This is a genomic window from Bacillus sp. NMTD17 (assembly GCF_002998735.1).
GTDB lineage: Bacteria > Bacillota > Bacilli > Bacillales > Bacillaceae > Bacillus.
The window spans coordinates 609,020-632,859 of the sequence record NZ_PVRH01000002.1 but is presented as its reverse complement, the minus strand read 5'-3'; the positions used below and the strand labels follow the sequence as shown (position 1 = coordinate 632,859).

At 42.6% G+C, this 23,840-nt stretch carries 23 protein-coding genes; 21 read left to right on the top strand and 2 right to left on the bottom strand.

Features of this window, described 5'->3' with window-relative positions:
* Window positions 1-100: 100 nt before the first annotated feature.
* The 9 genes from argC (at window position 101) to C6347_RS08340 (ending at window position 11,185) form a co-directional block, all read left to right on the top strand.
* On the top strand, window positions 101-1,138 hold the full coding sequence (gene argC, locus C6347_RS08380) for an N-acetyl-gamma-glutamyl-phosphate reductase (protein WP_060595988.1): 1,038 nt from the start codon (window positions 101-103) through the stop codon (window positions 1,136-1,138).
* A gap of 20 nt (window positions 1,139-1,158) precedes the next feature.
* On the top strand, window positions 1,159-2,379 hold the full coding sequence (gene argJ / locus C6347_RS08375; RefSeq protein WP_106061800.1) for a bifunctional ornithine acetyltransferase/N-acetylglutamate synthase: 1,221 nt from the start codon (window positions 1,159-1,161) through the stop codon (window positions 2,377-2,379).
* Between the two features lie 14 nt (window positions 2,380-2,393).
* A complete protein-coding gene (gene argB / locus C6347_RS08370; RefSeq protein ID WP_034663330.1) occupies window positions 2,394-3,170 on the top strand; it encodes an acetylglutamate kinase in 777 nt (258 codons plus the stop codon).
* Complete coding sequence (locus tag C6347_RS08365; protein ID WP_060595989.1) at window positions 3,167-4,318, top strand: acetylornithine transaminase; 1,152 nt, start codon at window positions 3,167-3,169, stop codon at window positions 4,316-4,318. Before argB ends, C6347_RS08365 begins: the two co-directional genes overlap by 4 nt.
* Window positions 4,319-4,387: 69 nt before the next feature.
* Window positions 4,388-5,449 carry a carbamoyl phosphate synthase small subunit gene (locus C6347_RS08360; RefSeq protein WP_066031043.1) on the top strand — a complete coding sequence of 354 codons (1,062 nt, stop codon included), beginning with the start codon at window positions 4,388-4,390 and terminating at the stop codon, window positions 5,447-5,449.
* The gene (locus C6347_RS08355) at window positions 5,442-8,522 is read left to right on the top strand and encodes a carbamoyl-phosphate synthase (glutamine-hydrolyzing) large subunit (RefSeq protein ID WP_106071570.1); all 3,081 of its coding nucleotides are present in this window, start codon (window positions 5,442-5,444) and stop codon (window positions 8,520-8,522) included. The genes C6347_RS08360 and C6347_RS08355 overlap by 8 nt, the downstream gene beginning before the upstream one ends.
* Window positions 8,519-9,469 carry an ornithine carbamoyltransferase gene (gene argF / locus C6347_RS08350; protein ID WP_060595992.1) on the top strand — a complete coding sequence of 317 codons (951 nt, stop codon included), beginning with the start codon at window positions 8,519-8,521 and terminating at the stop codon, window positions 9,467-9,469. Before C6347_RS08355 ends, argF begins: the two co-directional genes overlap by 4 nt.
* A gap of 102 nt (window positions 9,470-9,571) precedes the next feature.
* Window positions 9,572-9,751: a YjzC family protein gene (locus tag C6347_RS08345; RefSeq protein ID WP_034663316.1), complete on the top strand. Its 180-nt coding sequence runs from the start codon at window positions 9,572-9,574 to the stop codon at window positions 9,749-9,751.
* Between the two features lie 168 nt (window positions 9,752-9,919).
* Window positions 9,920-11,185, top strand: coding sequence for an MFS transporter (locus C6347_RS08340; RefSeq protein WP_106071569.1), 1,266 nt, complete (start codon window positions 9,920-9,922; stop codon window positions 11,183-11,185).
* A 118-nt stretch (window positions 11,186-11,303) separates the two neighbouring features.
* Here the strand turns inward: C6347_RS08340 and C6347_RS08335 are convergent, their stop codons facing one another.
* Window positions 11,304-11,498, bottom strand: coding sequence for a YjzD family protein (locus C6347_RS08335; protein WP_003211779.1), 195 nt, complete (start codon window positions 11,496-11,498; stop codon window positions 11,304-11,306).
* Between the two features lie 211 nt (window positions 11,499-11,709).
* Here C6347_RS08335 and C6347_RS08330 point away from each other — a divergent pair, with 211 nt between their 5' ends.
* The 4 genes from C6347_RS08330 (at window position 11,710) to C6347_RS08315 (ending at window position 14,359) form a co-directional block, all read left to right on the top strand.
* A complete protein-coding gene (locus C6347_RS08330; protein ID WP_060595993.1) occupies window positions 11,710-12,450 on the top strand; it encodes an alpha/beta fold hydrolase in 741 nt (246 codons plus the stop codon).
* A gap of 75 nt (window positions 12,451-12,525) precedes the next feature.
* Entirely contained in the window at window positions 12,526-13,098 is a 573-nt protein-coding gene (locus tag C6347_RS08325; protein WP_106041568.1) for a nad binding enzyme, read from the top strand.
* A gap of 90 nt (window positions 13,099-13,188) precedes the next feature.
* Complete coding sequence (locus C6347_RS08320) at window positions 13,189-14,151, top strand: BMP family ABC transporter substrate-binding protein (RefSeq protein ID WP_034663299.1); 963 nt, start codon at window positions 13,189-13,191, stop codon at window positions 14,149-14,151.
* Window positions 14,152-14,161: 10 nt separating this feature from the next.
* Window positions 14,162-14,359, top strand: a complete 198-nt coding sequence (locus tag C6347_RS08315) for a ComZ family protein (protein WP_003211983.1) — start codon at window positions 14,162-14,164, stop codon at window positions 14,357-14,359.
* 9 nt (window positions 14,360-14,368) lie between these two features.
* Here the strand turns inward: C6347_RS08315 and C6347_RS08310 are convergent, their stop codons facing one another.
* Window positions 14,369-14,602: a hypothetical protein gene (locus tag C6347_RS08310; protein ID WP_034663296.1), complete on the bottom strand. Its 234-nt coding sequence runs from the start codon at window positions 14,600-14,602 to the stop codon at window positions 14,369-14,371.
* Window positions 14,603-14,771: 169 nt separating this feature from the next.
* On the opposite strand from C6347_RS08310, the gene C6347_RS08305 reads away from it, so the two are divergent.
* From C6347_RS08305 to opp4C, 8 genes are all read left to right on the top strand, one after another.
* On the top strand, window positions 14,772-15,710 hold the full coding sequence (locus C6347_RS08305) for a beta-ketoacyl-ACP synthase III (RefSeq protein WP_012009552.1): 939 nt from the start codon (window positions 14,772-14,774) through the stop codon (window positions 15,708-15,710).
* Window positions 15,711-15,731: 21 nt separating this feature from the next.
* On the top strand, window positions 15,732-16,973 hold the full coding sequence (fabF, locus tag C6347_RS08300) for a beta-ketoacyl-ACP synthase II (protein WP_106048727.1): 1,242 nt from the start codon (window positions 15,732-15,734) through the stop codon (window positions 16,971-16,973).
* Window positions 16,974-17,050: 77 nt separating this feature from the next.
* Window positions 17,051-17,845 (top strand): DUF2268 domain-containing putative Zn-dependent protease, encoded by a 795-nt coding sequence (locus tag C6347_RS08295; protein ID WP_034663290.1) that lies wholly within the window; start codon window positions 17,051-17,053, stop codon window positions 17,843-17,845.
* 168 nt (window positions 17,846-18,013) lie between these two features.
* Window positions 18,014-18,994, top strand: a complete 981-nt coding sequence (locus tag C6347_RS08290; RefSeq protein ID WP_045210037.1) for an ABC transporter ATP-binding protein — start codon at window positions 18,014-18,016, stop codon at window positions 18,992-18,994.
* Window positions 18,991-20,013 (top strand): ABC transporter ATP-binding protein, encoded by a 1,023-nt coding sequence (locus tag C6347_RS08285; protein ID WP_034663288.1) that lies wholly within the window; start codon window positions 18,991-18,993, stop codon window positions 20,011-20,013. Before C6347_RS08290 ends, C6347_RS08285 begins: the two co-directional genes overlap by 4 nt.
* A gap of 83 nt (window positions 20,014-20,096) precedes the next feature.
* On the top strand, window positions 20,097-21,731 hold the full coding sequence (locus tag C6347_RS08280; RefSeq protein ID WP_060595998.1) for a peptide-binding protein: 1,635 nt from the start codon (window positions 20,097-20,099) through the stop codon (window positions 21,729-21,731).
* Between the two features lie 225 nt (window positions 21,732-21,956).
* Window positions 21,957-22,907, top strand: a complete 951-nt coding sequence (locus C6347_RS08275; RefSeq protein WP_060595999.1) for an ABC transporter permease — start codon at window positions 21,957-21,959, stop codon at window positions 22,905-22,907.
* A 33-nt stretch (window positions 22,908-22,940) separates the two neighbouring features.
* Window positions 22,941-23,840, top strand: coding sequence for an oligopeptide ABC transporter permease (gene opp4C, locus C6347_RS08270; protein ID WP_081311422.1), 900 nt, complete (start codon window positions 22,941-22,943; stop codon window positions 23,838-23,840).

The following is a 23,840-nucleotide window of genomic DNA, read 5'->3' as shown; positions in this document are numbered from 1 at the left end:
GAAAAAAAATGAAAACAAATATTAAATATACAATTGAATTAATTTTTATACATGTTATAATGTTAAATAATTTCACAAAGATCAAGAGGGTGTATTGACGTTGAAAATAGGTATTATAGGTGCTACAGGGTACGGTGGTGCGGAATTGGTTCGTATCTTCAAGCATCATCCACATGTGGAGGAATGTATATTGTATTCATCAAGTGGTGATGGGCAATTATACAGTCAATCTTATCCGCATCTGACAACTATTACTGATCAAACATTAAAAGCCATTGATCCAGCTTCCATTGTGCGAGAAACAGATGCTGTGTTTTTAGCGACACCAGCAGGCGTATCAAGTGAACTTTCGCCGAAGCTCATGAATCAAGGAGTGCCCATTATTGATTTATCAGGTGATTTGCGCATTCAAGATGGCGCAACCTATGAAGCTTGGTATAAACGAAGGGCAGCTGATCAAGCATCTGTTCAACAAGCTGTGTACGGATTATCTGAATTAAATCGTGAAACAATTGAGCAGGCTGAAGTTATTGCAAACCCAGGGTGCTTTCCTACCGCAGTTCTTCTCGGTTTAGCACCGCTGATGAAACAGAATCTAATCGATGAATCTATGATCATAATAGATGCAAAAACAGGCGTGTCCGGTGCAGGACGATCTGCCTCACTTGGAACACATTTTTCAGAGCTAAACGACAATTTCAAAATTTATAAGGTAAATGAACATCAACATACACCTGAAATAGAGCAAATATTAAGAGAATGGAATCCGCAAACGGCGAACATCACATTTTCAACGCATCTTGTCCCGATGACAAGGGGGATTATGGCGACGATGTATACACAGCTGAAATCAGATATCACAAAAGAGGAATTGATGAAGCATATGAAAGGCTTTTATGAAGATTCCTATTTTGTCAGAGTGAGAGATCACGGCGTGTATCCGCAAACAAGGGAAGTCTACGGCAGTAATTTCTGTGACATTGGCTTTCATTTAGATGAACGTACAGGCAGACTCACGATTGTGTCTGTGATCGACAATCTCATGAAAGGCGCAGCCGGCCAAGCGGTTCAAAACTTCAACATCATCAAAGGCTTAGATGAAGAGGCGGGCCTCACAATGACACCTCTCTATCCATAAGAACAGGGGAGACAACAAACATGATCGAATTGAATGAAAAAGGCATTGTAAAAATAGACGGTGACGTATCATCACCAAAAGGCTTTGAAGCAAAGGGGATTCATATTGGATTACGCTATTCAAAAAAAGACCTTGGACTGATTGTCAGTGAGGTGCCGGCAGCGAGTGCAGCGGTATATACACAAAGTCACTTTCAAGCTGCACCTCTACAAGTCACTCACAAAAGCTTAAAAAAGACAGGGCAATTAAAAGGTGTCATTGTCAATAGTGCCATCGCCAATGCATGTACTGGTGAGCAAGGTTTGAAGGACGCATACGAAATGCAGGCAGCCTGCGCAGATATGTTAGGGGTAGAACCTGATTACATTGCTGTTTCTTCTACTGGTGTCATTGGAGAGTGTCTCGATATGGATAAAGTCAAAAAAGGCATCTCGCAGCTGAAAGAAGCAAAAGCAGGAAATGGTCATTTTGAAGAGGCAATCTTAACAACAGATACAGTCATTAAAAATACAACATACACCCTGACGATAAACGGCAAAGAGATTCTGATTGCAGGTGCAGCAAAGGGCTCTGGCATGATTCATCCGAACATGGCAACGATGCTTGGCTTCGTGACAACGGATGCAAATGTCGAACAGGAAGCCCTGCAAAACGCACTTCGTGACATTACCGATGTGACCTTTAATCAAATTACCGTCGATGGGGAAACATCGACAAACGATATGGTACTCGTAATGGCAAATGGCATGGCAGAAAATGAAGCACTCAATGAAAAGCATCCAGAATGGCCATTGTTCAAAGAAGGATTAAAGCTAGCTTGTGAGGATCTTGCCAAAGAGATTGCAAGAGACGGAGAAGGTGCAACGAAATTAATTGAAGCGCAAGTTGCTGGCGCCAAAAATAATTTAGAAGCCGGCATCATAGCGAAGAAAATCGTTGGTTCAAGTCTTGTGAAAACAGCCGTCTACGGCACCGACGCCAACTGGGGGCGAATCGTTGGAGCCATTGGTCATAGTGCAGCTTCCGTCACACCACAAGAGGTAGAAGTTTATTTAGGCGGACAATGTCTGTTTAAACATAATGAACCGCAGCCATTCTCAGAAGAGGAAGCAAAAGCGTATCTAGAGCAGGATGAGATCACAATTTTGATTCAAATGAATGAGGGAAATGGTAAAGCAGCAGCATGGGGCTGTGACCTTACCTATGATTATGTGAAAATTAACGCGAGCTATCGCACATAATGAAGGAGATAGACATGGATAAAACGATCGTATTTAAGTGTGGAGGCAGTGTCATTCGAGAACTTTCAGATACCTTTTATGAAAATGTCCGCTCACTTCAAGCTGCTGGATTTAAGCTGGCTATCGTCCATGGTGGAGGTCCTGAAATCACTAGCATGCTGCAAAAATTAGAAGTGAAAACAGAATTTGTTGACGGGCAGCGCAAAACAACGAAGCCTGTGTTAGAGGTAGCCGAAATGGTCCTCTCGGGAACGGTCAATAAATACTTTGTGTCAGAGCTCGCAAAGCATGATATCTCATCTGTCGGCGTGTCTGGGAAAGATGGGCAGATGCTTGTCGCGGATTTCCTCGATCAAGACGTGTACGGATACGTTGGTGAAATCAAAGAAGTCCATCCAGAGATGGCAGAAGCATTAATGGAAAAACAATTTATTCCTGTGATTGCACCGCTGTCTATGACAGAAGAATGCCAAACGTTAAACGTAAACGCTGATTTAGCAGCATCAGCTGTCGCAGGAGCCATGAAAGCTGATAAGCTCATGTTTGTCACAGATGTGGAAGGCATTTTAAAAAATGGTGAGCTTTTAGATGTCGTCACCGAACAAGAAGCCCTTTCACTCATTGATGAAGGCATTATTTCCGGGGGAATGATTCCAAAAGTGCAATCCGCTTTGAGTGCTTTATCAGGAGATGTGGATGAAGTCATGATCGTGAATGGCAAAGGCAGTATCTTTACAGGGGAAACCTTTAAAGGAACAAGAATTGTGAAACAAAAGGAGGCGGTCCTGTGAGTCATCTCTTTCAAACGTATGGACGGTGGAATGTTGAAATTAAAGAGGCAGCAGGTTCTTGGGCAGTCGATACAAATGGAAAAAAATACTTAGACTTTATACAAGGCATTGCGGTTACAAATCTAGGCCACAATCACCCAAAGGTCAATCAAGCCATCAAGAAGCAGCTTGATCACGTCTGGCATGTATCGAATCTATTTGAAAATGGACTGCAGGAAAAAGCAGCAGAAAAGCTTGCGGCAAACAGTTCAGGAGACCTCGTGTTTTTCTGCAATAGCGGAGCTGAGGCAAATGAAGGTGCGATCAAATTAGCGCGTAAAGCAACAGGGAAAACAAATATCGTGACATTTTTGCACTCTTTTCATGGGCGCACGTATGCTGGTATGGCTGCTACAGGTCAAGATAAAATTAAAACTGGCTTTGGCCCTATGCTGGAAGGCTTTCATTATGTACCGTTTAATGACCCAGACGCTATTGCCGCGTGTGAAGTCGATGATGTGGCAGCGGTGATGCTTGAGGTTGTGCAAGGAGAAGGTGGAGTAAATCCAGCGACAGCAGAATTTCTAGAAGCCGTTCAAGCGTTTTGCCAAAAGCATGAAGCACTGCTGATCGTAGACGAAATTCAAACGGGTATTGGACGTACAGGAACAGCGTTTGCATACGAACAAACGGGACTTGATCCTGATATTATCTCTTCTGCTAAAGGCTTAGGAAACGGCTTCCCAGTCGGTGCGGTCATAGGGAAAAAGGCTTTAGGAGATGCATTCTCACCAGGTTCACACGGAACAACCTTTGGTGGCAACATGCTTGCCATGGCCGCAGTGAATGCAACACTCGATGTCATTTTCAAAGAAGAGTTTCTTTCAGAAGTCAAAGAAAAAGGCGCTTATCTGTTAGAAAAGCTGCAAGATCTGAAACAACTGAATATTGTAAAAGAAGTACGCGGAAAAGGATTGATGGCAGGGATTGAATGTCATCAGCCAGTCGGTGATTATATCACAGCTCTTAGAGAACAAGGGTTGCTGGTACTTCCAGCTGGTCCAAATGTGATTCGGTTATTACCTCCGCTGAATGTAGAAAAAGCAGAAATAGATCATGCAATAGAAGCGATTACTCAGGTTTTAGCAAATGAAGCAGTGACGGTATAAATTTTTTTACACCGAAACGCATAAAAATGCATTTATATTACTAATTATTCAATTTGGGGTGACACAAGCATGAAAGGTTATTTAAATTTAGAAGATGGAGCCTCTTTTGAAGGAGATCTGACAGGAGAAGCTGGCATGACAGGTGAAGTGGTTTTCTTTACAGGGATGACAGGTTACCAAGAGGTGCTCACAGATCCTTCTTATAAGGGACAAATCATTGTTTTCACATATCCACTCATCGGAAATTACGGTATTAATCATGAAGACTTTGAGAGCAAAAAACCACAAGTGAAAGCTGTCGTTGTGTATGAAGCAGCTGATCATTTCTCTCATCATCTTGCAGCGGTTAGCTTAAAAGATTATTTACAGAAGTGGAACATTCCGCTTCTGACACATACAGATACACGTGCAGTCGTGCAAAACATCCGGGCTAATGGGACGATGAACGCTGTGATCAGTGTAGACGAAAACGAAACACCGCCGGCCATGAAACAAGACAATGTGGTCGCACAGGTGACAGAGGACGAGATCTACACACAAGGCAGCGGCGAGGAACATGTAGCGCTCATTGATTTTGGCTTTAAAAAATCAATTGCAGATTCGCTTGAAGCGCGCGGCTGTAAAGTAACCGTCATTCCGTACAAACAGCTGGAAAAGGTGTTTGAGATCAAGCCAGATGCGATTCTGCTGTCAAATGGACCTGGTGATCCCAAAACAATGAAGCCATATTTAAAAACCATTCATGACATCATGATGACCTTCCCGACACTTGGAATCTGCTTAGGTCATCAATTAATCGCTCTCGCACTTGGCGGGGATACGTATAAGCTTCCATTTGGCCACCGCGGGGCGAATCACCCTGTACAAGATACAGAATCCAAACGTGTTTTCATGACAAGTCAGAATCACAGCTATGTGGTGAATGAAAAAAGCATGAATGACAAAGAAGTGGACGTGAAATTCCTTCATGTCAATGATGGATCTGTAGAAGGTTTCATTCATAAAGAGAAGCTAATTATGTCAGTTCAATTTCATCCAGAAGCACACCCAGGTCCTGCTGAAAGTGAATGGGTATTCGATGATTTTATTGAGAAAGTGAAACAAGCAAGGAGAGAAGTTGCACATGCCTAAAGATCAAAGCATACAAACCATTCTAGTCATCGGGTCTGGTCCAATCATCATTGGTCAGGCAGCAGAATTTGATTACTCAGGAACACAAGGATGTATGGCCTTAAAAGAAGAGGGCTACAAAGTCATTTTAGTGAATAACAACCCAGCAACCATTATGACAGACGAATCATTTGCTGATGAAATCTATTTTGAACCGCTTTCAGTTGATTCAGTGACAAGAATCATCGAAAAGGAAAAACCAGATGGTCTTTTAGCCAACCTTGGCGGACAGACCGCTTTAAACCTTGCTGTCGAGCTAGAAAAAGCCGGTGTGCTGAAGAAGCATGGGGTAACCCTGCTCGGAACGTCAGTTGAAACAATTGAAAACGGTGAAGATCGAGAGAAATTCCGTGCTCTCATGAAGCAGTTGAACGAACCTGTGCCAGATAGTGAAATTGTGGATAATGCGAAAGATGCCCTTCAATTTGCAAAAGAAGTAGGCTTCCCAGTCATCCTAAGACCAGCATACACACTTGGCGGAAAGGGCGGCGGAATTGCTTTAACAGAAGAAGCGTTTAAACCGCTCATTGAAGGAGCCCTTTTAGCGAGCCCGATTCATCAGTGTTTAGTTGAAAAAAGCATCGCTGGCTTTAAAGAAGTCGAATATGAGGTCATGAGAGACCGTCAAAATACGTGTATTACGGTTTGTAATATGGAAAATATCGATCCAGTTGGTGTGCATACAGGAGACTCGATTGTCGTTGCACCTTCCCAAACATTAACAGACCAGGATTATCAAATGCTTCGTTCAGCGAGCCTGAAAATCATTTCAGCACTGGATGTAGTCGGCGGATGCAACATCCAATTCGCCCTTGATCCACTCAGTAAAGAATACTTTGTCATTGAGGTGAATCCACGGGTCAGCCGTTCATCTGCTCTTGCCTCAAAAGCAACAGGCTATCCAATTGCTAAAATGGCGGCAAAGCTTGCGGTAGGCTACACACTAGACGAACTCAAAAACCCGCTCACAGGCACAACTTATGCTAGTTTCGAGCCGGCACTCGATTATGTCGTCGTGAAATTCCCACGCTGGCCGTTTGATAAATTTAAACAGGCAGATCGTCAATTAGGAACAAAAATGAAGGCGACTGGCGAAGTCATGGCGATTGACCGTAATTTAGAGTCAGCCATTCAAAAAGCCGTCGCCTCCCTTGAAATCAAAACAAAGGGCTTCCATCTGCCAGAATTGAAAGACCAATCGACTGAACAACTATTTGAACTGATCAAAACACCAGACGATCGACGTTTCTTCGCTGTCATGGAGCTTCTTTCAAGACAAGAAACGGTCGAAACGATTCATCAAGCGACGAAAATTGATCTATTTTTCTTACATGTGTTCAAGAATATGATCATTCTCGAACAGGAATTGAAGAATCATGAGGGAACGCTCTCAAAAGACACCTTGAAAAAGGTAAAGGAAAAGGGCTTCCTTGATGAAACGATTGCTCTTCTTACAGGCCACAGTGAAGAGGCCATTAGACAGCTTCGTCAAGAATATGACATTACGGCTTCATTTAAAATTGTCGACACATGTGCGGCAGAATTTGATGCAAAAACGAACTACTTCTATTCCACATACTTTGGCAAAAGTGATGGAGAGCATCAGGAGAAAACAAAGCAGCGTGCACTCATCATTGGCTCTGGTCCGATTCGAATTGGGCAGGGAGTCGAGTTTGACTATAGTGCAGTTCATGGCGTTCTTACCCTGCAAAAGCTTGGCTTTGAAACCATCATGATGAACAACAATCCAGAGACGGTCAGTACGGATTATGAGATCGCAGATCGTTTATATTTTGAACCCATTACATTAGAGCACATCTTAAACGTTGTCGAAGCAGAAAAAATTGATTTCGTCATCGTCCAATTTGGCGGACAGACTGCCATCAATGTAGCAGAAGGCTTAGAAAAAGCCGGTGTCACGTTGTTAGGTACATCCTTTGACACGCTAGATGCGCTCGAAGATCGTGATTTGTTCTATCAGCTTCTTGATGAACTGAATCTTCCTCATGCAGAAGGAAATACGGCTGACTCAAAAGAAGAAGCACTCGCACATGCCAGAATCATTGGTTACCCTGTGTTAATTCGCCCATCGTATGTCATTGGCGGAATGGGGATGATCGTTGTCCAGTCAGAAGCACATTTGACATCATTGCTTGATCAGCCAGATCATTTGCCGTACCCGATCTTAATTGATGAGTATGTCACTGGAAAAGAAGTTGAGGTGGATCTGATTTCTGACGGAAAAACGACCTTCATTCCAACGATCGTGGAGCATATAGAGAAAGCGGGCGTCCACTCAGGTGACAGCTTTGCCATTTTACCAAGTGTCTCCATTAGCGAAGACATCAAACAGCAGGTGCATGCTGCGTCCGAACAAATAGCGAAGAAATTAGCGTTTAAGGGCATTATGAATATCCAATTTGTGATCAAAGGGGATCAGGCGCTTGTACTAGAGGTAAATCCGCGGGCAAGCCGGACGGTTCCAGTCGTCAGCAAAGTAATGGGCATTGACATGATTCCGCTTGCGACTCAATTATTAGCGGGTGCGACGCTTGAAGAACTGAACCCTGCAACGAAAAACAAAGGGGGAACAGCGGTCAAATTCCCAGTCTTCTCATCACATGCCATTCAAGATATTGACTTAAAGCTGACACCTGAAATGAAAGCGACAGGAGAAGGAATGTGTGTAGGCAAGAACGCCGAAAGCGCCTTGAAAAAAGTGTTTGCGTCAATCTGGCATCAGAAAGGCAGCCTCTTTATAAAAGGCAGTGAACAATTGGTAGATAAAGCGAAACATGCAGGCTTTGACGTCTGGACGGACAGCTTTGAAACTTGGCTGCAAAACGAAGATAAGTCGCTTCATATCCATTTAGGGGAAGATGAAGAGGCAAAAGAGCAGCGTGTAAAAGCACTCACACATGGCGTCCAAGTTCTAACCGAATATGAAACAGCTCAAGCATTCCTGCAAGGGAAAAATGGAGATGTATCACCAGTATCGCTCAAAGAATTATATAAAAAGGAAGTGACGGCATGAGTCAAGTCGACGTGCAACCGGCATTATACGGAAAAGACTTTTTATCGTTAAAAGATTTCTCAATCAATGACATTGCTTATTTAATTGAAAAAGCGGAAGAAATGAAACAAAATCCCTATCAGGATTTATTCAAAGGGAAAACGTTAGCGATGATCTTTGAAAAATCGTCAACTAGAACCCGTGTATCGTTTGAAGCGGGAATGACGCAGCTAGGAGGACATGCGCTCTTCCTCAGCTCAAATGATTTGCAAATTGGCAGAGGAGAAACGATCAGTGATACGGCACAAGTGCTGTCTGGCTATGTAGATGGCATTATGATTCGGACCTTTGAACATGAGAAGGTCGAGGAGCTAGCACAATACGCGTCTATTCCTGTCATCAATGGACTGACTGACTACTCCCATCCATGTCAGGCACTTGCTGATTTATTGACAATCAAAGAAGTAAAAGGAACATTAAAAGGAATCAAAGTAGCCTATATTGGTGACGGAAATAACGTGGCTCACTCCTTGATGGTTGGCTGTGCGCAGCTAGGCTGTGACATTGCTGTTGCATCACCAGAAGGCTATGAACCGCTCCAAGAAGTAACAGACACGGCACGTGAGTTTGCAAAACAATCAGGCGCAGAAGTCATCGTTACGACAGACCCTGTCGCTGCTGTTCAAGATGCAGATGTCATTTATTCCGATGTGTTTACAAGCATGGGGCAGGAAGAAGAAACAGAGAAACGTCTTGCTGAATTTAAAGAATATCAAGTCAATGACGAACTAATGAGTTATGCAGCAAAGGATTATATTTTCCTTCATTGTCTCCCGGCACACCGCGGAGAAGAAGTGACAGCAGACATTATTGACGGGCCGCACTCAAAAGTTTTTCAGCAGGCAGAAAACCGTTTGCATGTACAAAAAGCGTTAATCAAAGAGCTCATGTATCAACAAACCAATTAAATGAAAAGTGTCCCTGACTCGTAGGAGCAGGGACTTTTTGCATAAAGGATTGGAGAGGCAAGTGACGGGACATAATAACATCATCGAGAAAGGAGGATGGGAATGGGTCAGAAGCATCAATTTAAATCAGGGAATAAAGCACCGAATAATGGTGTGTATATCGAGATCGGTGAAACCGGCAGTATGGTGAAAGATCCTTTAAAGATTAAGCTTCAAGCAGGCGACGTCTTTCCGGATAACTCGAACCATAATCGTGTTTGGACCTACCAAAGAAAGCCATAAGCAATTGACTAAGAGTCAGAAGGAATAAGTCTTTAGAGGCATGTGTCATGCCTCTTTTTTCTTTATAATAAAAATCAATTAAGTTCCAATTTTCAAAAAATAGTATGAAAAAAAGAAAATTTAAGGTAAAATATGTAATTGGAATATATTGTTGAAAGGATTTGTGTGATGGAAAAGACGAATCTCAGTGAAAGTGTTTGGAATAAACGCTTCACCTCATTATTCATATCAAGACTGATTAAAAACACAGGAGAAAGTTTTGCTTTTACATCCGTCCTTTGGCTATTGATTTTGAGAGGGGATGGAGCACTCGGTACAGGACTTCTCCTAGCAGTAACCGTTCTTCCTTCATCTTTGTTAGCCCCAATACTAGGACCTCTTATGAAAAAGCACCATTTGTCTAAATGGATGTTCGCTTCAGACGTCGTTCGAGCAACAATTGTACTCATTATTCCGCTTCTGCATTTTTCGCATCTATTGCCTTTATGGTTATTGATCTCATTAATGGTTATTCAATCGGCAACAGGTGCAGCATATAATCCAGCCTCTGTGGCCATTTTACCGCAGATTGTTCCGAAGCATCTGATTCAAAAAGCAAATGCCATCCTGCAATCTTCTTTTGAGATTATCGCACTTGCAGCAGTCATGGTGGCTGGTCTCTTGGTCAAATTAATCGGACCTGCAGATACCCTGCTCATCACCACTGCCTTATTCATCATATCCGGCCTGTTTATTATCGGCGTCAAACTAAAGAAAACCGATGAAGAAAAAGCAGCAGGCATTAAACAAGCAAAGAATACATATTTGTATAACTTAAAAAGAGGTTTTCTCGTCGTCAAAAATCATCACATTTTATTTGCACTGACGCTGTATTGTATTTTAATGAATGTCGCCGCAGCACCGTGGCAGGCACTATCTGCTGTATACGTAGCAGAAGCACTGCAAAGCGATTCCATGGTGTATTCCATTTTAAGAGGTGTTGCCGCAGTCGGCGCGTTTATGATGGGCTTTGCTCTAGCGAAAGTGAAAATTAAGAGATTTGGTTTGTTCTTTATTGTCGCTGGTATGATTGAAGGAGCTGCGTTCTTTATCACAGGGATGAGTACATGGCTGCCGGTCGTTCTACTTGCATCCTTTATATTCGGTGCCGCCGTTAGTGCGATCAATGTACCGGAAATGGTCATTATTCAAACGTCTGTCGACCAAGACGATCAGCCGCAAGTATACGCCGTGATCAATGCTTCATCAAATGTTTTTCTCCCGCTTGCAGCTGTCGTATCAGGTGTTCTGGCAGAAAGGTTTGGAGCAGGACCTGTCATTGCTGGCGGTGGGGTCCTTGAAATTTTATCTGGTATCGCGATCTTCCTGTTTACAGGGCTTGCGAAAAGCCATTTGACAGCAGACAAACAGAAGTCCGAAACCGTCGAGGTGTAATCGATAAAAAAACCCCCTGTGGCTGCAGGGGGTTTTAGCGTACCGCTTTTCAATCAAAAAGAAAAAGAGCTAAAATCAACATCATTTTAGCTCTTCCTCAGCAATCAAGTCTTACGTATTAAGAGTGTTTTGTTGAACTTTCCGTTTCTTTCATTGGACTTACTTCAGCAAAGATGAATAAAATAACCGTAAACACCACTGCAAGAATAGAAGTCAAAGTAAAGTCATAAGCAGCGCCATTCATCGAGGCAACGATGTAACCAGCCATATGTGTCAGCAGAAAAGTCCAAATGAGGGTGATAATATAATGCATAATCCCACCGTCCTTTATGTAACAATCTATTGATTATCATACCATAGATACGAGTGAGGGGAAAAGACTGTTTTAGCCTTTATGTGACCATTTTAAGACCTTCTGCTATAAAAATAAAAAGAATTCTTCTCTCTTTAGGGGATTTCCTTATTCCTACAAGAGTTGTTGTTCATATCATAGAAAGCAGAATCACTGAAAGGAGGCTGGCCATATGGGTGTAAGCGAACGGTTTTTCCAGCTTGGTTCCCAGTGGAACGTCATTCACCTTCCTCAAAAACCAAATGGCTTTGGCATTCTTATCCTCGGTGACCGAAATCACTTTGTGCAGGAAAATACATCATTCTGGCTTCAGCACTATGGAAGAAACCAGCTTTTAACTGCCTTAAAGGATGAAGGATATACATTGTTTAATAGTCATCTTCATGGGAATCACTGGGGATGCGAAGATGCTGTTTTTAGTGCAAAGCAGCTCGTTCATCACACATTAAAACAAGAAATATTAAACCGGGAAATTCATGTGCTGGCAGAGGGGATGGGCGCACTCGTTGCCATGAGCCTTGCTGAAGAGATGCCAGAAGTGCTAAGGTCCATTGCGCTCGTGAATCCATGTCTGCATCTCTATGCACAACGAGAAAGAGAAAAGGAACACAAATTCTTTTATAAACAGCTGATCAAAGAATTAGCGAAAAGCTACGGCTGCTCTGAAAAGGAAGCGGAAACGTACCCGCTCCCTGCTTGCCCTGTTCATTCTGCTCATGTACCGATTCACATATGGCAAAGACTAAACGGCGCACCGTATGCATATGAACTGCATGCAAAGCCTTTTATAGATCAGCATATGAAGAATCCAGAGCATTGTCAGATCGATCTCACCTTGCATATGTTTGATCATCCGAGAAGAATCTTTCAATCCATTCACAAGTTTTATAAATCGCATGAAAGAGAATTGTGATGAATAGGATGATAACAGCCCTTCATGGAAAGGGCTCTTCTTTTTATTCGATAAGCTAAAAAAGGGGACATGAACATGGAAACAGGACTGATCATAGGGGCAGATGAATTTTTTGGTCTAGCGCTGTGTGAATATATGATGAAAGAGGGCATTCAAGTGGATATCACATGTCCTCATGATCATACAGAAGAGCAAAAGATGTTATTAGAAGAGCGAATGATGTGGCTCGGCAGAAATGATCTCTTCCGTGTCATTGACCTTCAGGATGGAAAAGACACGTATGACCTCATCTTTATTCAATCAGAGGAATCAGATAAACGACACAAAGACATGAAAGCGAAGCATGGCATGTACCGGGTTCTATACGAAAAACCCGAAGACGAATCGTCCAATCAGAATGTGCCGGCTGTTATTCTCCCTCGCATGTTCGGACCATGGGCACTTAATAAAGAAAGAACTAAGCGTGATGAAGCATTTTTTGTAGAAGATGTGGCAAGGGATTTGTTCAAGTGGGCATCGGGCACTGAACAAAGACAGGAAACACATGAATTGAAGGTAGAAAGACAAACGGATGACAAACAAGCAGAAGAAATGATGGTAGAATGGAAAAGACAAAACTCAACATTTTTCGACAAAAAGCAAGAATGATCTTCCATCTTATCTTTTTTCAGTATAAAATAAACCTATATTTAACATACAGGTTCATGCCTGCATGTGGCAAAGGGAGTTGAACATGGCATGAAGTATCAGCGGCTTGTCATGATCTTTTCGTTCCTTCTCCTATTATCTGCCTGCTCACAGGCACCTTTAAAAGGACAGATTGAGAAGGTGGGTTTACTCGTCCCCGATACAATTAATGATCAAGTTTGGGGAACGAAAGGTTATAAAGGCTTATTAAATATTCAATCAACATTTGGTGTAGATGTTTATTATAAGGAAGGAATGGTCGACAAAGAGAAAATCGTTGATGCCATTGAAGAATTTCACAAAAAAGGAGTCAATTTGATTATTGGCCATGGCAATGAATACAGCGAAATTTTCAACTTAATTAGTGAAGATTATCCGAAAACACAATTTATCACGGTAAATGGAAACAAGCCTCAGGCGGATAATGTCGCGAATGTGACGTTTAAAGGTGAAGCGATGGGCTTTTTCGGAGGCATGACAGCAGCACATATGTCAAAATCAAAAAAGATTGGTATTCTTGCTACATATGATTGGCAAAGCGAAGTAGATGGCTTTATCAAAGGTGCAAAATATCAAGATGAACATGTACAAGTGCTTGCCGAGTTTGTCGAAAACTGGGATGATGCTGACAAAGCCGTGGAGCTCTATCAAAAATTGAAAAAGCAGGGCGTAGATGTTGTATATCCAGCAGGCGATGGTTATAATATCCCTGTCATTGAACAAATCAAAGCCGATAATTTATCAGCGATCGGATATGTCACTGATCAATCCAACCTCGGCAGTCATACCGTCTTAACAAGCACAGTCCAGCATGTGGATAAAGCGTACACTATTATTGCGAAGAAATTTAATGAAGGCAAGCTAAACGAACAAGGTGACTACTCCTTTGATTTTAAAGAAGGAGTGATCGAAATGGGGAAATTTAGTTCCACCATTGACCGTGCTTTTGTGAAAGATATTGAAAGTGATATTGCGACTTACAAAAAAACTGGCAAACTGCCAAATGAAAAGTGAGGATACGACGATGCAGCACGAAAAATCGATGGAGTTTTTACAAATTGCCATGAAGTATTTTCCGCAGGCAAAAGAAGAATTAGATAAAGCGGGTATTCAGCTTGAGCCCGAAGCTCTTCAGCCGCTTTTATCATTGTTTACATCTGTCATGCAAGAGGCATATGAGCTTGGGAAAGCAGATGCAGAATCAGAAAAAGCCACAGAATAGTGGCTTTTTTTATGATAATTTTTTCTTGAAGGCACTAATCATAGGGCCAACATCTTTAAACACAGGCTTCAGTTCATCGATGGAGTTCATAATGTTCCCAATTTGATTCATGACATGCATGTAATCAATTGAGTCTTCACTTGGAGATGTCTCCTCACGTTCCTCCTTTGCTTCTGTCTTGCTTTTCTCCTTTTCAAGCGGCTGGCCAAACATCATAGCCGAAAAAATATCTTTTTGCGCCATATCACATGCTCCTTTCTACTATCGGTATATCAATAATCTATGAAAAAAGTGAGAGGAAAGGTTAGACGTTTGTATTGCCAAGGAGAAAAAAATAAGGTAAAATTAGTACCAGATACTAATATAAGATCACAATATCACATGCTCGTATGAGTAAAAGGAGTCTTATTCAATGAATGCTGGAATTATTGGCCTTGGCCGCTATATACCTGAAAAAGTGTTAACAAATCTTGATTTAGAAAAAATGGTTGAAACTTCTGACGAATGGATTCGTACTAGAACAGGTATAGAAGAAAGAAGAATTGCTTCTGATGATGTCAATACATCTCATATGGCGCTTGCTGCTGCAAAAAAAGCATTAGCTGACGCAGATGTGGCTGCAGAAGATATCGATATGATTCTTGTGGCGACAGTCACGCCAGATCAAGCATTTCCGACAGTCGCTTGTATGATTCAAGAGCAGCTCGGTGCACATAAAGCATGTGCAATGGATATTAGCGCTGCGTGTGCTGGCTTTATGTATGGGCTTGTTACTGGAAAACAATTTATCGAATCAGGAACTTTCAAGCACGTGCTCGTCGTTGGCGTTGAAAAGCTTTCTCGCATTACCGACTGGGATGACCGCAATACAGCTGTTCTGTTTGGAGATGGAGCAGGTGCTGCTGTGTTAGGAGAGGTCAGCGAAGGGAAAGGAATTCTCTCATTTGAGCTTGGAGCCGATGGAAGAGGCGGGAAGCACTTGTACTTAGATGAAAAAGATCATACAATCATGAATGGACGAGAAGTATTTAAATTTGCTGTAAGACAAATGGGCGAGTCAAGCGTAAACGTCATCGAAAAAGCTGGACTATCAAAAGAAGACGTTGACTTCTTGATTCCGCATCAAGCAAATATTCGCATTATGGAAGCAGCCCGCGAACGCCTAGAGCTGCCAGTTGAAAAAATGTCGAAGACAGTCCATAAATATGGAAACACATCAGCAGCATCTATTCCAATTTCACTATGTGAAGAAATCGAAGCCGGAAAAATTCATGACGGCGATGTGATTGTAATGGTTGGTTTTGGTGGCGGATTAACGTGGGGCGCAATCGCTATGCGATGGGGCCGATAAAAGAGTGAGGTGCACAAATTAATGGATAAAAAACGAGTAGTTGTTACAGGATTAGGTGCTTTGACACCTCTTGGCAACGATGTAGAGTCAACATGGAAAAATGCTGTAGCAGGTGTATCAGGAGTTGGACCAATTACACGTGTCGATTCAAGTGAATATACCGCAAAAGTAGCAGCAGAACTAAAAGATTTTAACATTGAAGATTACATGGAGAAAAAAGAAGCACGAAAAATGGCACGCTTCACGCAATATGCAGTCGTTGCTGCTCAAAAGGCGCTAGAAGATTCACGTCTTGAAATCACAGATGAAATCGCACCGCGTGTTGGTGTATGGGTTGGGTCTGGTATTGGCGGACTTGAAACATTTGAAGAGCAGTTTGAAGTGTATTCAAATAAAGGAGCAAGACGCGTAAGCCCATTCTTCGTTCCAATGATGATTCCAGATATGGCAACAGGCCAAATTTCAATTGCACTTGGCGCAAAAGGGGTTAACTCTTGTACAGTGACAGCATGTGCAACAGGGACAAACTCAATTGGTGATGCATTTAAAGTCATTCAGCGCGGAGATGCAGATGCGATGATCACAGGCGGAACAGAAGCGCCGTTAACAAAAATGTCATTTGCTGGTTTCTGTGCGAACAAAGCTCTTTCGACAAATCCTGATCCAGAGACAGCAAGCCGTCCATTTGACAAAAACCGTGACGGATTTGTTATGGGAGAGGGTGCAGGGATTGTCGTTCTTGAAGAACTCGAGCATGCGTTAAAACGCGGTGCGACAATTTATGCAGAAATTGTTGGATATGGTTCAACTGGAGATGCGTATCATATTACAGCGCCGGCTCCAAACGGAGAAGGCGGCGTCCGCGCAATGAAAGAAGCGATTCGAGATGCTGGTTTGTCTGTGGAAGAAATTGATTATATCAATGCACACGGAACAAGCACACCGTACAATGATAAATTTGAAACAATGGCGATTAAAGAAGTGTTCGGAGAGCATGCGAATCAGCTTTCGATCAGTTCGACAAAATCGATGACAGGTCACTTACTTGGCGCAGCAGGCGGAGTAGAAGCTATTTTCTCTGTGCTTGCGATTAAAGACAGCGTCATTCCTCCAACTATTAACCTTGAAACACCGGATGAAGAATGTGATCTAGATTATGTGGCAAATGAAGCACGTTCAAAAGAAGTACAAGTGGCTCTAAGTAACTCACTTGGCTTTGGCGGACATAATGCGACAATTATCTTTAAAAAATACGAAGCGTAATATTTCCTAAGAAGGCGGCGATCTATAAACAGATCGCCGCTTTTTTGCATATGATGAAAATGGAGGTGTTTAGCGGTATGGGTCTAGTCAATACACAATATCTCATTCATCAATCATCATCATTTCAGGAGCTGGCATCGCGCTTTATTCCTTATTTTAAAGGGGCAGAGGAAAAAGAATGGTCCTCTATTCTCTCCCACCTGCAGCATCACGGAATGATTCGGTCTTTTAGATCATGCAAAGACATGATCGACAAGCTCAAAGAAAAAGGGTACTTCCAGCTCGTCATGAAAGAATACCAAACGCTGCAAAAGCAGTGGAAAGGTCCTGACATTCCTGTCTTTATTTTGCCAGTCAATGAGAGCAGCAAAGAAATTAGAGAACAATTTTATTATCAATCCGGCATGGCATTTGACGACAAGGTCTTTCTCTTTTTGTCGCCAAATACTCCGAAAGAACGTATCGGTACATTGCTGACTCATGAATATCACCATGTATGCAGGTTGCATTTTCTCACGAAAGAAGAAAAAGATTTTACATTCCTTGATACAATCATGATGGAGGGGCTCGCTGAATATGCTGTGTATCATAGATACGGAGAAAGCTATACAGCCAAATGGACCACTCTCTATGACGAAACGCAGCTTCAGCACTTGTATAAGAAATGGGTATCCAGTCATCTTGATCAAAAAGTGCAGGACGACGAAAGACTGATACAGAACCTCCTTTATGGAAAAGGGAACTACCCCAAAATGCTTGGTTACGCCACCGGGTTTTATATCGTGAAAAAGTATTTCAGTGAGCACCGAATCAGCGAGGAGTCTATGATTGCAGAGCCGTCCGAAACTTTTTTAAAGGCGGTAGACTCATAAAATGAATGATTGACATAAAAAGAGACATATTACAAATTTACTAAATTCTTCTTGATTTCGTCATAACAATGTAATAATATACAAATATAAATTTTGATAATTCTTTTTATTCAAAAAAGACAGAATTTTTTATTCATTTCTATTGTCTATGGAGAAAGGGGCGAATGAATGACCAAGCTGCTCGAAGTGCAAAACTTAAAAACATATTTTTTTCGAAAAAAAGAACCGATACCTGCTGTTGATGGCGTTGATTTCAGCATCAACAGAGGAGAAACTGTCGCGTTAGTCGGTGAGTCTGGATCTGGTAAAAGCATTACGTCCTTATCCATTATGGGGTTGATAAACGGCACTGGTGGAAAAATTATGGACGGTTCCATCAAGCTTGATGGAAAGGACCTAGTTACATATGGTGAAAAGGAATTATGCAGCATTCGTGGTAATGATGTATCTATGATCTTTCAGGAACCGATGACCTCACTTAATCCCGTCCTAACCATCGGGGAACAAATAACAGAAATCCTCATCTATCACAAAAAACTTTCAAAAAAAGAAGCGACGAAAAAAGCGATTGATCTGCTGAAGATTGTTGGTTTTTCCAGACCGGAACAAATCATCAAAGATTACCCGCACCGTTTATCAGGCGGCATGCGGCAAAGAGTGATGATTGCCATTGCGCTAAGCTGCGATCCGAAGCTTCTCATTGCAGATGAACCGACAACTGCCCTAGATGTAACGATTCAAGCCCAGGTGCTCACATTGATGAAAGATTTATGCACGACATTTGGTACATCTATTCTTCTCATTACTCATGATCTAGGTGTCGTGTCTGAAGTGGCAGATCGAGTCATTGTCATGTACTGCGGACAGGTTGTTGAAAATGGGACCGTCGAAGAATTATTTGATCAGCCGCTTCATCCTTACACAGAAGGGCTGCTTGAATCGATTCCTGTCATTGACGGAGACATACAGCCGTTAACGGCGATCAAAGGGAATGTCCCTGCGCCAGATCAGCTTCCGGCTGGCTGCCGCTTTGCTCCTAGATGCCCGCAAGTGAAGGAGCGCTGCCTAGGAGAGCTGCCTAAGCTGAGGACATTTGAGAATGGCAGAAGCGTCAGATGCTTCTTATATGAGGAGGCAGACCATACATGACCCTTGCTCAAAATCAACCACAGCCAACAGATCTAACAGAGAAAGAAACCATCCTTGAACTGAAACAGATCCGAAAACATTTTCCGATTAAAGCGGGCGTCTTTCAGAAGAAAGTCGGTGCAGTCAAAGCTGTTGACGGCATAGACTTGAAGATTTATAAAGGTGAAACGTTAGGCATTGTTGGGGAGTCAGGATGCGGTAAATCTACACTAGGCCGGACAATGATTCGCTTATATCAGCCAACTGACGGTCAAATCTTTTTTAAAGGGCAAGATATCTCCCGCGTATCAGAATCAAAGCTAAGACAATCAACACGAAAAAACATCCAAATGGTTTTTCAAGATCCCTTTGCATCACTCAACCCTAGAAAAACACTTCGAAGCATCATCAAAGAACCCTACAAAACACATCACTTATATTCCTTAAAAGAAAGAAATGAAAAAGTAGAACAGCTTTTATCAAAGGTGGGCCTTCATCCAAGCTTTGCAAATCGCTACCCACACGAATTTTCTGGCGGGCAGAGGCAGCGAATCGGCATCGCTCGTGCGCTTGCCATGAATCCCGAAATGATCATCGCAGATGAGCCGGTATCAGCACTTGATGTATCCATTCAGGCGCAGGTGATTAATCTGATGGAGGAGCTTCAGGAGGAATTTGACCTAACATATCTATTTATCTCTCACGATTTAAGTGTGGTCAGGCACATTAGTGATAGAGTCGGCGTGATGTATCTCGGCAAAATGATGGAGCTTGCCGATAAGCACAGCCTGTATGATGAACCGCTCCATCCATATACACAGGCACTGCTTTCTTCTGTTCCTGTTACCCGTAAAAAGGGTCAGATCAAAAGAGAACGTATCATGCTTCAAGGCGATCTGCCAAGTCCTGCGAATCCGCCAAAAGGCTGCGTATTTCACACAAGATGCCCGCATGCGAAGGGAATCTGTAAAGAAAAAATACCAGCATTTCAGGAATTAAAAACAAACCACTTCGTTGCCTGCCACCTCTACGACGCTTAATCAGCTTGGAAGATCTCATCTTTGAGAGGGGGGATGAAGCGGCATCTGTCGTCATTTCTAAAAAAGGATAGGGGGAATTGTATATGAAAGGTAGAAATAGAAAACCCATTTTGGTCAGTTTACTGCTGATCTTTACACTCATGCTTGCGGCTTGCTCTAGTGGAAATAAAACATCTGGAGACAGTGAAAAGAAATCAACTGGAAAACCTGTACAAGGCGGAGACCTTGTCATCGGTTCAATTGCAGAGCCTACGTTATTTAACTCGCTGTATTCAACAGACGTGGCAAGCTCTGATATTGAGGAAAGAATCTACAGCTTCTTACTTCAAACTGACGGAAAGCTGAACCCTCAGCTATCGCTGGCAGAGGATATTAAAGAATCTGATGACGGCAAGCAGTTTGATGTGACCATTAAAAAAGGCGTAAAGTTTCATGATGGTGAAGAACTGACGGCTGATGATGTTGTGTTTACATACAGCATTCCGATCAATAAGGACTACAATGGAGAGCGCGGATCAGGCTTTGAAGTATTAGATTCTGTTAAAAAGACAGGGGATTACTCAATCGAATTCAAGCTCAATAAAAAAGATCCCTATTTCTATAATGTCACATTAGGAAGCTATGGCATTTTGCCTAAGCATATTTTAGGTGATGTGCCTGTAAAGGATCTCGGTGAAAATGAATTTAACCGAAAAAATCCAATTGGTTCAGGTCCATTTAAATTTGCCGAGTGGAAAGAAGGAGACTACGTTAAACTAGAAGCCTTTGACGATTATTGGGATGGACGTCCATACCTTGATACCGTCACGATTAAAACCATTCCTGATCAGAATGCAGCGATTGCCCAGCTGTCAGCAGGCGATATTGATTTCTTTGCTGTACCGGGAGCAGAGCTGCAAACAGCTGAAAAAGTCAGCAACATTAAAATTGAATCTGATCTAGGGCTCAATTATTCATACATTGGCTGGAACCAGAAAAATGATCTCTTTAAAAGTAAAAAGGTCCGCCAAGCGCTGACACATGCCATTGATCGTCAAACGATTGTCGATCAAGTGTTAGACGGAGACGGCAAAGTAGCCAACATTCCAGAAAGTCCGCTGTCATGGAACTATCCGAAGAATGATCGTGTTCCAGTATTTGAGTTTGATCAAGAAAAAGCGAAAAAGATACTGAAAGAAGAGGGCTGGGAGGATACAGATGGAGATGGCTATCTTGATAAGAACGGCAAAAAATTCTCCTTTGTCATAAAGACCAACCAAGGAAACAAAGTCCGTGAAGACATCGCTGTCGTTGTCCAGCAGCAGCTCAAAGAAATTGGTGTTGAAGCGAAGCCGCAAATTGTGGAATTCAGTGCACTCATTGAGCAGACGACACCGCCTAAGTGGGATTACGATGCGCTGCTGCTCGGCTGGAGCCTTGCCACATTCCCTGATCAATTCAGCATCTTCCACTCAAGCCAGTCAGAAAAAGGCTTGAATAACATCTGGTATAAAAATGAAGAGGTCGATAAGCTGTTAGTGGATGCTAAGAACTTAAGCGATCGAAAAGAATATTCAAAGGCATATGAAAAAATTTATGAACTGATCGCAGAAGATCAGCCATATACGTTCCTTTATTATGCCAACTCACATCGCGCGATGCCATCTAATCTCCAAGGCTACTCTTACCACCCGAAAGATGAGTATTACAAAATCGAGAAATGGTGGATTGAACAGTAGGCTGTTAGTGAAGAGGGGGGGTCTCCCCTTTCAGCGTGAAGACAAACCCTTCTATTCGGCGTCAGTCCGGCGCGCTGGTGCTCACGATGATTTCATTCACCAAGCACCAGTTAGATTTTAAGGGTTCTCATATCACGCTGCAATGAAGACAGAGGGCTAAAATAAAGACTATTTTAGCCCTTTTTCATCACAGTATGGCGATCCGATGAAAAAGGAGTTGTGCATATGGTTACATATATCATTAGAAGGACACTGCTTTCCATTCCCATCTTATTTGGGATTACTATTTTGTCCTTCGCCATTATGAAAGCAGCACCAGGCGATCCAATGTCACTCATGATGGACCCGACCATTAGTGCCGCAGACCGGGAAGCCTTTATTGATAAGTACGGCTTGAACGATCCTGAATATGTGCAATATATGAAATGGCTTGGCAATATGCTTCAAGGTGACTTTGGCACTTCCATTGTTAAAAAGGGAACGCCCGTGGCTGATTTGATTTTTGCCCGGCTGCCAAATACCCTCATCCTCATGATCTTTTCTACATTAGTCGCACTGATTATCGCCATCCCATTTGGTGTTCTTTCAGCAAAACGTCCATATACAAAGCTTGACTATGGCATTACGGTTACATCTTTTATCGGACTGGCTATTCCGAACTTTTGGTTTGGACTCATTCTGATTATGGTTTTATCTGTGAATCTAGGATGGTTCCCGACAGGCGGTGTTTCTACCTTAAATGCCGATTTTAATGTGTTTGACCGGCTCCATCACATCATTTTACCAGCCTTTGTTTTAGCAACTGCTGATATGGCAGGGCTCACCCGGTACACAAGGTCGAGTATGCTTGATGTCATGAGGCAGGATTATATTCGCACCGCAAGAGCGAAAGGCTTTCGAGAAAACAAAGTCATTTTCAAGCACGGGTTAAGAAACGGTCTTATGCCTGTCATTACGATTTTCGGATTGATGGTTCCATCCTTTATTGGCGGCGCAGTCGTGGTGGAACAAATTTTCACTTGGCCAGGGCTTGGAAAGCTGTTCATCGATTCTGCCTTTTCGAGAGATTATCCGGTCATTATGGCGATGACTGTTATTTCCGCAGTGCTCGTGGTGGTTGGAAATTTAATAGCGGATATTCTATATGCGATCGTTGATCCGCGTATTGAATATTAGAAGGGAGCTGAAGCACAATTGGCACAGCCTAATATGGGAACACCTCCTGTCGATCTCAAATTAAAAGAGGGTCTTCCGCCAAAGCCAGAGACGATGCTGCGTTTATTTTGTGAGAAATTTTTCAAAAATAAACTGGCGGTTGCCGGCTCCGTGATCTTATTGGTCATTATCTTTTCAGCCATTTTCGCTCCAGTGATTGCCCCTTATGCACCAGAGCAGCAAGATTTATTGAAGCGGCTCCAGCCGCCAAGTGCTGAGCATTTGATGGGAACTGACAAGTTTGGCCGAGATATTTTCTCAAGGGTGCTTTATGGAGCGAGGGTCTCTCTGCTAGTTGGCTTCGTCTCAGTGGTCGGGGCGATCACCATTGGCACCGTCGTTGGAGCGGTAGCAGGGTATTTCAAAGGATTTGTTGATTCTATCTTAATGAGATTTGTTGATGTGGTATTGTCGATTCCTGACATTTTTCTATTGATCACGCTTGTCACCATTTTCAAACCGGGCATTGATAAATTGATATTAATCTTTGCTTTGACCGGCTGGACCACAACCGCGAGACTGATCCGCAGTGAATTCTTATCACTACGAACAAGAGAATTCGTACTCGCGGCGAGAACCATTGGAACGAAAAACCATGTCATCATCTTTTCGCATATTTTACCGAACTGTATCGGTCCTATTATCGTGTCAGCTACACTTAAAGTAGGTTCCGTCATTTTAGCCGAATCAACGCTGAGCTATCTAGGGTTTGGCATACAGCCGCCAACAGCAAGCTGGGGCAACATGCTGCAAGATGCACAAAACTTCTCGATTATGGTGCAAGCGTGGTGGTATCCGCTCTTCCCAGGTTTACTGATATTGCTGACCGTTTTATGCTTTAATTTCTTAGGAGATGGGCTGAGAGATGCGCTTGATCCTAAAAAGCTAAAGTAA

Bases quoted from the DNA above. Each gene is read 5' to 3' on its own strand.
- C6347_RS08330 (WP_060595993.1), top strand. From the start codon at position 11,710: ATGGGTGTAAGCGAACGGTTTTTCCAGCTTGGTTCCCAGTGGAACGTC.
- argJ (WP_106061800.1), top strand. From the start codon at position 1,159: ATGATCGAATTGAATGAAAAAGGCATTGTAAAAATAGACGGTGACGTA.
- C6347_RS08325 (WP_106041568.1), top strand. From the start codon at position 12,526: ATGGAAACAGGACTGATCATAGGGGCAGATGAATTTTTTGGTCTAGCG.
- C6347_RS08340 (WP_106071569.1), top strand. From the start codon at position 9,920: ATGGAAAAGACGAATCTCAGTGAAAGTGTTTGGAATAAACGCTTCACC.
- C6347_RS08320 (WP_034663299.1), top strand. From the start codon at position 13,189: ATGAAGTATCAGCGGCTTGTCATGATCTTTTCGTTCCTTCTCCTATTA.
- argF (WP_060595992.1), top strand. From the start codon at position 8,519: ATGAGTCAAGTCGACGTGCAACCGGCATTATACGGAAAAGACTTTTTA.
- C6347_RS08310 (WP_034663296.1), bottom strand. From the start codon at position 14,602: ATGGCGCAAAAAGATATTTTTTCGGCTATGATGTTTGGCCAGCCGCTT.
- C6347_RS08315 (WP_003211983.1), top strand. From the start codon at position 14,162: ATGCAGCACGAAAAATCGATGGAGTTTTTACAAATTGCCATGAAGTAT.
- opp4C (WP_081311422.1), top strand. From the start codon at position 22,941: ATGGGAACACCTCCTGTCGATCTCAAATTAAAAGAGGGTCTTCCGCCA.
- C6347_RS08290 (WP_045210037.1), top strand. From the start codon at position 18,014: ATGACCAAGCTGCTCGAAGTGCAAAACTTAAAAACATATTTTTTTCGA.
- C6347_RS08335 (WP_003211779.1), bottom strand. From the start codon at position 11,498: ATGCATTATATTATCACCCTCATTTGGACTTTTCTGCTGACACATATG.
- C6347_RS08295 (WP_034663290.1), top strand. From the start codon at position 17,051: ATGGGTCTAGTCAATACACAATATCTCATTCATCAATCATCATCATTT.
- C6347_RS08305 (WP_012009552.1), top strand. From the start codon at position 14,772: ATGAATGCTGGAATTATTGGCCTTGGCCGCTATATACCTGAAAAAGTG.
- C6347_RS08345 (WP_034663316.1), top strand. From the start codon at position 9,572: ATGGGTCAGAAGCATCAATTTAAATCAGGGAATAAAGCACCGAATAAT.
- fabF (WP_106048727.1), top strand. From the start codon at position 15,732: ATGGATAAAAAACGAGTAGTTGTTACAGGATTAGGTGCTTTGACACCT.
- C6347_RS08275 (WP_060595999.1), top strand. From the start codon at position 21,957: ATGGTTACATATATCATTAGAAGGACACTGCTTTCCATTCCCATCTTA.
- C6347_RS08280 (WP_060595998.1), top strand. From the start codon at position 20,097: ATGAAAGGTAGAAATAGAAAACCCATTTTGGTCAGTTTACTGCTGATC.
- argB (WP_034663330.1), top strand. From the start codon at position 2,394: ATGGATAAAACGATCGTATTTAAGTGTGGAGGCAGTGTCATTCGAGAA.
- C6347_RS08355 (WP_106071570.1), top strand. From the start codon at position 5,442: ATGCCTAAAGATCAAAGCATACAAACCATTCTAGTCATCGGGTCTGGT.
- C6347_RS08285 (WP_034663288.1), top strand. From the start codon at position 18,991: ATGACCCTTGCTCAAAATCAACCACAGCCAACAGATCTAACAGAGAAA.
- C6347_RS08360 (WP_066031043.1), top strand. From the start codon at position 4,388: ATGAAAGGTTATTTAAATTTAGAAGATGGAGCCTCTTTTGAAGGAGAT.